Below are 10,324 nucleotides of genomic sequence, written 5' to 3' on the forward strand. Positions count from 1 at the left end.
TATTAAATGTAACTGTTTGGGATCATCCAGAGTTAACTACACCAGCGGGAACGTACCGTTCGGCTGCGGATTCAGGTAACCAAGTACACGCAAATGGAACCATCTTTTATCCCTATGTTGGTCAAGTAAAAGTAGCAGGGTTAACGGTAAATGAAGTCCGTGAGAAACTCACAAAGCAGCTTGCTACTTATATTGCCGAGCCTCAAATTGATGTAACCGTTGCCGCATACAAATCGCAGAAAGCGTATGTTACAGGTGAAATCAAAACGCCAGGTCAACAATTTTTAACGAATGTACCTTTAACTTTATTAGATGCCGTGAATAAAGCTGGCGGATTGTCGGATAATGCAGATTGGCATAATGTCACCATTACAAGCAAAGGTCGTGATGAAAAAGTTTCCTTAGAAGCCTTAATTGAGCGTGGAGATTTAACCCAAAACCGCTTATTAAAAGATGGGGATATCGTGCATGTTCCTCGTAATGATGCAAACAAAGTTTTTGTGGTAGGCGAAGTTTCAAAACCGCAGATGCTTAAAATTACCCATTATGGTATGACATTAACAGAGGCAATTGCGGAAAGTGGTGGTATTGATAAATTAGCAGCAGATGCAACGGGGATTTTTGTTATTCGAGGACAAAGAAATGATGCTTCATTAATTCATCCAACAGTGGATGGAGCTAATAAATTAGAAAAAATTGCAGATATTTATCAGCTTGATCTTTCTAATGCAACTTCTTATGTTCTGGGCACCGAGTTTTATTTAAAACCTTATGATGTGGTTTATGTTACGACCGCTCCTATTACGCGTTGGAATCGTGTGATAACCCAAGTTGTACCAACCTTATCTGGTTTTGATAATTTAACAGAATCAATGTTAAGAATTCGGAATTGGTAGTATGTTTGAGAATATTTTAGTTGTTTGTGTAGGAAATATTTGTCGTTCACCTTTAGGTGAAGCATTGCTAAGCATACATTTCCCAGAAAAAGCAATTCATTCAGCAGGAATTTCTGCAGAACGTAGCCGTTTAGTTGGAAAACAAGCAGATAACACAATGCTAGATGTAGCTCGCAAACATAATATTGATCTTTCTTCTCATAAATCTCAGCAATTAACGCATGATTTATGCCGACAAGCAGATCTTATTTTAGTAATGGAAAAAGGACATATAGAGAAAGTAAGAGAAATTTCTCCTGAATCTACGGGTAAAGTAATGCTCTTTGGGCGTTGGTTAGAGGGAAATCAAGAAATTGCTGATCCTTATCGTCAAAGTCGAGAGATGTTTGAAGCTGTTTATAAACAAATTGAAACAGCAGCATTGGCGTGGCAGAAGAAATTATCAAGATAAAGGAAAAAAGATAAATGGCTGATAATAGAAATGATGAAATCGAGTTAACAAAACTTTTAGGTTCAGTGTGGGATCGTAAATGGTGGATTGTAGCATTTACATTATTAACAACCATTATTGGTACGCTTTATGCTATTCTTGCTACGCCTATTTATAGTGCTAATTCTGCGGTTCAAGTAGAAAGTAAATCTTCAGGCGGAGCACTTAAAGATTTTTCAGGAATTTTTGAAGGGCAATCTTCATCTGCAACGGAAGTAGCTATTTTAAAATCCAGAATGGTTTTATCTAACACTGTTGAGCAATTAAATTTAACGACGCAAGTCCAGCCTCAATTTTCATTACCTATAATCGGAAAAGGCATTGCTCGTTTAATGGGAAATGTGCCTAATTTAGTGGTCGATCAGTTTATACCTAAAACCAATATAGCAGAATTAACTCTTCAAGTAGGTGAACAACCAGGAAACTTCATTTTATTGTCTAATAATAAGCCTATATTAGAAGGCGTTATTGGTCATAAATATGAGACAGATGAGCTTATCTTTAGTGCGTCGGCATTAAATGCACCTGAAGGGCAACGTTTTAATATTCGCAAAATTTCAGAACTAGACGCAGTAACATCTTTACAAAAAGAAATTTCAGTGGCTGAAACAGGCAAACAAACTGGGATTATTGAAATTTCTCTTAACGGTGATAACAAAGAAAAAATTAAACGTATAGTTCAAAATATTGCTGAAAATTATTTATTACAAAATATTGCTCGTAATTCTGCAGAAGCTTCAAAAAGTCTTGAGTTTTTAACAAAGCAATTGCCAGAGTTAAAACAACGCTTAACCGAATCGGAAAATGCACTCAATGAGTATCGTCAGAAAAATGATTCTGTTGATTTAAACTTGGAAGCAAAATCAGCGTTAGATACGATTGTTCAATTAGAATCAGATTTAAATGAGCTGACTATGAAAGAAAGTGAGATTTCACAGAAATTTACGCGTAATCACCCAGCATATACCGCATTAATTGAAAAGCGTAAAATTCTTAATGGAGAGAAAGATCGTTTAAATAAGCAAGTTGAACGTTTACCGAGCACGCAAAAAGAAGTTATTCGTTTAACTCGTGATTTGGAAGTAAACCAACAAATCTATATTCAGCTTTTAAATAAAATTCAAGAGCTTGAAATTGTTAAAGCAAGTGCGATAGGCAATGTACGTATTTTAGATAAAGCACAAGCATTTGATGAACCAGTAGCGCCTAAAAAAGCGATTATTGTGGCATTATCGCTGTTATTAGGTTTGATCCTTTCATCTCTGTTTGCGATTACAAAAGCGTTATTACATAGAGGGATTCAATCTACCTCTGAAATTGATGAAATAGGTTTATCGACTTATGCAACCATTCCATATTCAGATACTCAAGAAAGCACGAAAGCACATACTTCAGGGCATTCTGCATTGTTATCCGAAATTTCTGCAACCGATTTATCTATTGAAGCTTTACGTAGCTTAAGAACAAGCTTACATTTCGCTATGATGGAAGCGAATAACAACTTATTAATGATTTCAGGCCCTGCACCTAGTGTAGGTAAAAGTTTTATTTCTTCAAATTTAGCGAATGTACTTTCTAAAACAGGACAAAAAATACTTTTAATCGATACGGATTTACGTAAAAGCCGCTTGCATCATTTCTTAAAACTCTCTAAAGATAATGGTGTTAGTACGGTAATTTCAGAAAATCTGCCATTCGAAAGTGCTGTACAACATTATGGTAGTTTTGATGTAATCTTAACAGGTAAACGACCTCCTAATCCATCAGAGTTACTTTCAAGTGCTCGATTCCAACAACTATTAGAGTGGGCATCTAAACAATACGATTTAGTCATTGTAGATACCCCGCCAATTTTAGCTGTAACCGATGCAGCAATTGTTGGTCGCTATGTAGGAGCAACATTGCTTGTTGCCCGTTTTGGAGAAACTTCTATAAAAGAGTTAGAGTTATCGCAAAAACGTTTCGAGCAATCTGGCGTACCCGTGAAAGGAGTCATTCTAAATGGTATGAAACGTACAGCATCTAACCGTTATGAATATTATCATTATGATTACAAATAATGTTTAATAAGCGGTCTTTTTCTACGAAAGATTTGCAAGATGCTACAACAGCACATCAAATTTAGTTATAGCCAAAAAATAGCCAATCGGGTAAAATAACCCAGAATTTTTAGCGTAGAGCCAGTCTCTACGCTTTTCTTTTCTCATTACTGATAACCTATTTATTAACAGCAATATAGACGATTATGGCAAAATTACATATTACAACTTGGGGCTGTCAAATGAATGAGTATGACTCATCAAAAATGGCGGATCTCTTAAATTCAACCCACGGTTTAGAACTGACCGATAAACCTGAAGAAGCGGACGTGTTGTTGCTCAATACTTGCTCAATTCGTGAAAAAGCACAAGAAAAAGTATTCTCGCAATTAGGTCGTTGGAAAAACTGGAAGAAAGACAAACCTGATTTGATTATCGGCGTGGGCGGTTGTGTAGCTTCACAAGAAGGTGAACATATCCGTGAACGTGCGCCTTTCGTGGATATCGTATTCGGGCCGCAAACCTTACACCGCTTGCCAGAAATGATTAATAAAATCCGCGGCGGTGACCGTGCGATTGTGGATATTTCTTTCCCAGAAATCGAAAAATTCGACCGCTTGCCAGAGCCAAAAGCGGAAGGCCCAACGGCGTTCGTTTCTATTATGGAAGGCTGTAACAAATACTGCTCATTCTGCGTAGTGCCTTACACCCGCGGCGAAGAAGTTTCTCGTCCTGTGGATGATGTATTATTTGAAATCGCACAACTCGCGGAGCAAGGCGTACGTGAAGTGAACTTACTCGGTCAAAACGTAAACGCTTATCGTGGTGAAACCTTTGACGGTGGTATATGCACCTTTGCAGAATTACTTCGCTTAGTGGCAGCGATTGACGGCATCGACCGCGTGCGTTACACCACCAGCCATCCAATTGAATTTACTGACGATATCATTGAAGTTTATCGCGACACGCCAGAATTGGTAAGCTTCTTACACTTACCAATCCAAAGTGGTGCAGACCGTATTTTAACAATGATGAAACGTAACCACACTGCATTGGAATACAAAGCAATTATCCGCAAATTACGTGAAGTACGCCCAAACATTCAAATCAGCTCTGACTTTATTGTCGGTTTCCCAGGCGAAACAGCGGAAGACTTTGAACAAACGATGAAAGTAATTGAGCAAGTCAATTTTGATATGAGTTTTAGCTTCATCTACTCGGCACGCCCAGGCACGCCAGCGGCAGATATTCCAGATGATGTGAGCGAAGACGAGAAAAAAGAGCGTTTGGCGCGTTTACAACAACGTATCAACCACCAAGCGATGCAGTTCAGCCGTGCGATGCTTGGCACAGAACAGCGTATTTTAGTAGAAGGCCCATCGAAAAAAGATATTATGGAACTGACTGGTCGAACTGAAACCAACCGCGTGGTGAATTTCGTGGGCACGCCAGATATGATCGGCAAATTTGTGGATGTGAAAATCACCGACGTTTATACCAATTCACTGCGTGGCGAAGTAGTTCGCACCGAAGATGAAATGGGATTACGCGTGGTAGAATCTGCCGCCAGCGTCATCGCACGCACGCGTAAAGAAGACGAGCTAGGCGTGGGGCAATATGTGGTAAATCTTTAAACACTCTTTTTAGCTATTCTAGCGGTGATTTTTCTCTTAGAATTTGCAAATTCCAATTGAAAAACCACCGCTTGCTTATTTTATCCTCTATCTCGGCAATCGCTGACATTTTGGGCAGAAGTACGTATTGCGTTGCCCTACCACTTTCGCTTCGATAATTGAGCCACAATCGTTGCACTCATCTCCTTTGCGTCCGTAAACTTGTAGTACTTGAGCAAAATAACCAGGCTTGCCGTCGGGTTGAATAAAATCTTTGAGCGTTGTGCCGCCTTGGGTGATTGATTTGGTGAGCACCTCTTTGATGACTTTTACTAAACGTTCGCACTGCTTTTGCGTGAGGTTTTGGGCAGAAAGTTCAGGATGAATGCCTGCCATAAATAGCGATTCGCAAGCATAGATATTCCCCACGCCGACTACCACTTCATTGTTCATAATAAAGTTTTTCACCGCCACGGTTTTTTTGCGACTTTTCTCGAATAAATAACCGCTTGTAAAACTGTCAGAAAGAGGTTCAGGCCCTAGTTTTTGCAAAAGTTCGTGTTCGCCCGCCTTTTCTGCCCAGAGCCAACAACCAAATTTACGCGGATCGTTGTAGCGTAAAATCACGCCTGATTCAGTAATTAAATCCACGTGATCGTGCTTGCCTGCTGGCTGATTATCACTCGCCTTCAAAATACCCAGCGAACCTGACATCCCAAGATGCACAATAATATCGCCTTTGTCAGTATGCAAAATCAGATATTTAGCACGGCGAGAAAGTGAAAGAATGTTTGCCCTTTGCATTTGAGAAAGCTCAACAGGAATTACCCAGCGTAATTTAGGCGTGCGAGTGATAATCTGCTTGATAGTTTGCCCTTGCAAATAAGGCTCAACGCCACGCAAACTGGTTTCCACCTCTGGAAGTTCTGGCATATTTGTTCCTTACAAATTAGATTTTTTCTTCAATCAGTTTTACCATCACCTTTATATGATCGCCTGTCGCATTGAGGGCTGGAATATAGCGGTAGCTTTCCCCACCTGCATTAATGAAGTTTTCTTTATTCTCTTCGGCAATTTCTTCAAGCGTTTCTAAGCAATCGACTGAGAAGCCCGCACAAATTACTGCCACTTTTTTAACGCCTTGACTTGGAAAGCTTTCAAGCGTTTCATCAGTGTAAGGTTGCAACCACTCTTCATCACCAAAACGAGATTGGAAAGTCAATTTCCATTGTTCAGATGTTAGGTTTAATTTTTGAGCAACCAATTCTGCGGTTTGTTGGCAGTGTTGCGGGTAGAAATCGCCTTCATCTGCGTAGCGTTTTGGAATGCCGTGGAAAGAGAAAAGCAGTAATTCATCGGTCTCAAGCGTAATGCTGTTCGCCAAGGCTTCGATATAAAGTGGGTCGTTGTGGTAGCTGTGAATAAACTCAAACGGCACAACACGGCGATGCTGTTTTAGGCTCTCTGCAAAGGCGTCCAATACCGAGGCGGTTGTGGTGCTGCTATATTGTGGGTAGAGCGGTAATACGATAATTTTTTCGACCGCTTGTTTAGTCAAGTTTTCGACCGCTTGTGCCATACTTGGGTTGCCGTAGCTCATTCCGAGCTCCACAACGACATTTTTGCCTTTCGCATTGAAATAATTTTGCAGGGCTTTTTGTTGTTTGCGTGAAATAGCAAGCAGCGGTGAGCCTTCAGCCGTCCAGATTGCTTGATAAAGTTTTGCCACTTTTGGTGATCTTTTTGGTAACACGAAGCAATTTAAGATCGTTTGCCATTTGAATTTAGGAAGGTCGATCACCCGCGGATCGCTTAAGAATTGTTTTAAGTAACGTTTTACATCGGAAGTGGTAGGGGCATCTGGTGTACCAAGGTTTGTAAGTAACACACCGATTTTTTTATTTTCCATATTTTTTCTCTTCTTTTTTCGTTATGAGCAAATAAAGTGTAGTTTGCTTGAATTTGTAGGGAATGACAAATAAAATTTGTGCAGATTTTAACATTTAACCGTGGTTTTCGCCTTGCCTTTTTGTTTGTTTACCGTTAAAATGGCGACCTCTTTTTATAGTCTTGAATTGGCATTTTGCCAATAACTTTTTATTAGGTAGATAAATAATGAAACGTACATTCCAACCTTCTGTATTAAAACGTGCTCGTACACACGGTTTTCGTGCTCGTATGGCTACTAAAAATGGTCGTCAAGTTTTAGCACGTCGTCGTGCTAAAGGTCGCAAATCTTTATCTGCATAATTTGCAGTTAGAGCAGCTAATCACCCACAATTGTGAAAGTGAAGACGCTAACTTTTTCTCGGGAGCTACGTTTATTAGCTCCCGTTCAATTTAAAGCTGTGTTTGAAAATCCTTTTCGAGCCAGCACTCCTCAAATGACGCTTTTGGCTCGTTTAAATACGGCAGAAAATCCCCGTCTAGGCTTAACCGTTGCTAAAAAACATCTCAAACGTGCTCACGATCGCAATCGTATTAAACGCATTGTGCGGGAATCTTTTCGCTTAAAACAGCACGAACTACCAAATATGGATTTTGTTTTCGTAGCGAAAGGGGGGATTGGCAAGTTGGATAATGCCACGCTTTTTGAAACGTTAGAAAAATTATGGGCAAGACATATCCGCCTGAGCAAAAATCCACAACCTCAAACCAAACAACAGATAAAGCCACAAAAGAAATCAACGAAAGAAGAGAACAAATCAGCCTAGCATCCAAAATCTTGCTACTGCCGATTTATTTCTATCGTTATTTTATTAGTCCTTTAATTGGTCCCCGATGCCGATTTTATCCGAGCTGTTCCACTTATGCTGTTGAAGCAATTAAAATTCACGGAGCAATCAAAGGAGGATATTTAGCCTTCAAACGTATTTTGCGTTGTAATCCATTAAATGAAGGCGGAGAAGATCCTGTGCCAGCAAAAGTGTGTTGCAAAAAATGTGAAAAAAATCATTAATTTTTCAAAATTTAGTGAACTTTCTTTTTTCCAACGAGTCTATTATAACGACTACTATTTATAGTCGTTATAAAGTTTTATTCATTATGTAGACCTCTCAAAATGGCTAGCAAACGAATTGCTAGCTATTTTTTTATCTTTATTTTCCAAAGATTTTGTGTCCCACCGCTGCCATCATTGCACCAAGCACGACTACAATTGCCCCCACATAACTTATCCAGTTCATCTCTAGGCTGGAAAAAGTTTCTGGAAAAATCATGTGCCCTAAAATCGAAAACAGCATCGTGAAAATCGGAATCATCGTGGTAACTACGCTGACTTTCGAGGTGTCCCACAAACTCAACGCCTCCCCATAAGAGCCGTAGGCAATCAACGTGTTCAAACAACAATAGATAAAACAACCCCATACAAAAGGCGTGCTGATCTCGCCAATTTGGGTTGGGCTGGCAAATGGGCTAAACGCAATGCCACAGCTGAGGTAAATTATCATTAAGATTTGTTGCGAATTAAACCGCTTTAGCAATAACTTTTGGGCAATGCCATAACAGACCCAAATCAAGCTGCCTGCTGTACTTAAAATCAAACCAAGTGCATAAGCATTAAGTTGCAGAAGTTCGCCGAATTTGTCGTTAAAAAATGCGATTAAGCCGATAATAAGCAGTAAAAAGCCGACTTTTTGCGAAAGATTAAATGGTTCTTTAAACAAAACAACACCTAAGAAAATCATCAAGAAAGGCGAAAATTGCCATAAAACTTGAGTTGTTGTAGGCGAGATATAATGTAATCCTTCTGCGACCAAAAAGAAATTGCCTGATAAACCAAGTGTGCCGAGCAACATTAAACCGAAATGTTTAGCATTACAAACGGTCAACTTTGGCAATTTTTTTGCAAAACCAAGCACAAGAAACAGCCCAATGCCTGCCACCCAAAATCTTGCCCAAACAAGGGTTTGAGCATCAAGCGAAACCAATACTTGTTGTGCCGCAATTGGTAGCGTACCCCACATCATCGTGGCAAGTAGTGCCAAACAAAAACCTAAGCCTGCATTTTTCTTCATTTTTTTACTCTTCTTCTATGTAATAATTTATGTCCTACGGCAGAGAATAACGCCCCAAAAACTACTAAACAAGCCCCTAAAACGGTTAACAAGGAGAGATCTGGCGGTGTAAAACTTTCGGGTTTCCAGAAATACGCCATTTCTGAAAAAATCATCGTAGCAATCGGGATTAACGGCATCATAATGCTCACTTTTGAAACATCCCAGCGGTTTAGTGCTTCGGCATAGGAGCCGTAGGCAATGATGGTATTCAAACAGCAATAGACTAAACAGATTACAGCAAATCCGCTTAAATTGACCGCTTGAGAGAAATCAGCGAGTGGCGTGAACACAAGGCTACAACCGATATAAATCATAAACAGGATTTGTACCGAATTGAAACGTTTTAATAAGATTCTCTGCGAAAGCCCGTAGCCGATCCAAATAAAGCTGGCTAATGTCCCGCATAAGATTCCAAATGCGTAGCCATTCATTTGCGAAAAATCTGCCAAGCGATTATGGAAGAAGAGGATTAAGCCGATAATTACCACGATAAATCCTAGTTTTTGATTTAATCGGATAGTTTCTTTGAACAAAAATGCACCGCATAAAATCATGGCAAAGGAAGAAAGTGGGCTGATAACTTGGCTTGCGGTGGCTGGAATATAGCGTAATGCCACGTTAAATAGGAAAAAATTGCCTGAGAGACCTAAGATCCCAATGATTAAAAGAGTTAGATCTTTGCGTGTTAAAGCGGTCACCTTTGGCAATTTTTTTGCAAAGAAGAGCATAAAAAATACGCCAATCATCGCAACAATAAAGCGAAACCAAACGATAGTTTGGGCGTTCATCTCTTTTAAGATAGGCTGTAGAGCTATTGGCAGTGTTCCCCACATCAATACTGCAAGGAGGGCGAAGAGGAAGCCTGCTAGGGGTTGTTGTTTTTGCATAGGATTATTATAGATTTTAGGTATAAAAAAACCTCACATTTGTGAGGTTTTCTTGAAATTTTGCTTTAAATTACTCAGCAATGATACTTACGTATTGACGGTTTTTGTCGCCTTTTCTTTCGAATTTAACTTTACCATCTGCAGTTGCGAATAAAGTGTGGTCTTTACCCATACCTACGTTTGTACCTGCGTGGAATTTAGTACCACGTTGACGAACAATGATGCTACCTGCTAAAACAGACTCGCCACCGAAACGTTTAACACCAAGGCGTTTAGCTTCAGAATCACGACCGTTACGAGTTGAACCACCAGCTTTTTTAGTTGCCATCTACTTGATCTCC

At 39.7% G+C, this 10,324-nt stretch carries 12 protein-coding genes; 7 read left to right on the top strand and 5 right to left on the bottom strand.

The features are described from left to right. The 4 genes from KH943_RS07095 to miaB form a co-directional block, all read left to right on the top strand. Positions 1–896: polysaccharide export protein (locus KH943_RS07095; protein WP_304109472.1), on the top strand; the 896-nt coding region annotated here is incomplete at its 5' end. A gap of 1 nt (position 897) precedes the next feature. Further along, complete coding sequence (locus KH943_RS07100) at positions 898–1,347, top strand: low molecular weight protein-tyrosine-phosphatase (protein WP_304109475.1); 450 nt, start codon at positions 898–900, stop codon at positions 1,345–1,347. Positions 1,348–1,361: 14 nt separating this feature from the next. Continuing rightward, the gene (locus KH943_RS07105; RefSeq protein ID WP_304109477.1) at positions 1,362–3,446 is read left to right on the top strand and encodes a polysaccharide biosynthesis tyrosine autokinase; all 2,085 of its coding nucleotides are present in this window, start codon (positions 1,362–1,364) and stop codon (positions 3,444–3,446) included. A gap of 185 nt (positions 3,447–3,631) precedes the next feature. Next, on the top strand, positions 3,632–5,059 hold the full coding sequence (miaB, locus tag KH943_RS07110; protein WP_040218384.1) for a tRNA (N6-isopentenyl adenosine(37)-C2)-methylthiotransferase MiaB: 1,428 nt from the start codon (positions 3,632–3,634) through the stop codon (positions 5,057–5,059). An 87-nt stretch (positions 5,060–5,146) separates the two neighbouring features. Here miaB and mutM read toward each other — a convergent pair whose 3' ends face one another. Continuing rightward, positions 5,147–5,971, bottom strand: coding sequence for a bifunctional DNA-formamidopyrimidine glycosylase/DNA-(apurinic or apyrimidinic site) lyase (gene mutM / locus KH943_RS07115; protein WP_304109480.1), 825 nt, complete (start codon positions 5,969–5,971; stop codon positions 5,147–5,149). A gap of 16 nt (positions 5,972–5,987) precedes the next feature. Next, entirely contained in the window at positions 5,988–6,947 is a 960-nt protein-coding gene (gene hemH, locus KH943_RS07120; protein ID WP_304109483.1) for a ferrochelatase, read from the bottom strand. A gap of 206 nt (positions 6,948–7,153) precedes the next feature. Between hemH and rpmH the strand changes: the two genes are divergently transcribed. The 3 genes from rpmH to yidD are packed head-to-tail and all read left to right on the top strand — an operon-like array spanning position 7,154 to position 7,997. Next, entirely contained in the window at positions 7,154–7,288 is a 135-nt protein-coding gene (gene rpmH, locus KH943_RS07125) for a 50S ribosomal protein L34 (RefSeq protein ID WP_005599701.1), read from the top strand. A 38-nt stretch (positions 7,289–7,326) separates the two neighbouring features. Then, complete coding sequence (gene rnpA, locus KH943_RS07130) at positions 7,327–7,752, top strand: ribonuclease P protein component (protein ID WP_304109498.1); 426 nt, start codon at positions 7,327–7,329, stop codon at positions 7,750–7,752. Then, on the top strand, positions 7,650–7,997 hold the full coding sequence (yidD, locus tag KH943_RS07135; RefSeq protein WP_304109487.1) for a membrane protein insertion efficiency factor YidD: 348 nt from the start codon (positions 7,650–7,652) through the stop codon (positions 7,995–7,997). The genes rnpA and yidD overlap by 103 nt, the downstream gene beginning before the upstream one ends. Before the next feature lie 139 nt (positions 7,998–8,136). Here the strand turns inward: yidD and KH943_RS07140 are convergent, their stop codons facing one another. The 3 genes from KH943_RS07140 to rpmA all read right to left on the bottom strand — a co-directional run bounded on the left by KH943_RS07140 (position 8,137) and on the right by rpmA (position 10,311). Beyond that, the gene (locus KH943_RS07140) at positions 8,137–9,054 is read right to left on the bottom strand and encodes a DMT family transporter (protein WP_304109490.1); all 918 of its coding nucleotides are present in this window, start codon (positions 9,052–9,054) and stop codon (positions 8,137–8,139) included. Further along, entirely contained in the window at positions 9,051–9,983 is a 933-nt protein-coding gene (locus KH943_RS07145; RefSeq protein WP_304109493.1) for a DMT family transporter, read from the bottom strand. Before KH943_RS07145 ends, KH943_RS07140 begins: the two co-directional genes overlap by 4 nt. Positions 9,984–10,053: 70 nt before the next feature. After that, on the bottom strand, positions 10,054–10,311 hold the full coding sequence (rpmA, locus tag KH943_RS07150; protein WP_005705226.1) for a 50S ribosomal protein L27: 258 nt from the start codon (positions 10,309–10,311) through the stop codon (positions 10,054–10,056). Positions 10,312–10,324: the final 13 nt, after the last annotated feature.

This window comes from Haemophilus parahaemolyticus (genome assembly GCF_018373095.1).
In the GTDB taxonomy this organism is placed as follows: domain Bacteria; phylum Pseudomonadota; class Gammaproteobacteria; order Enterobacterales; family Pasteurellaceae; genus Haemophilus_A; species Haemophilus_A parahaemolyticus_A.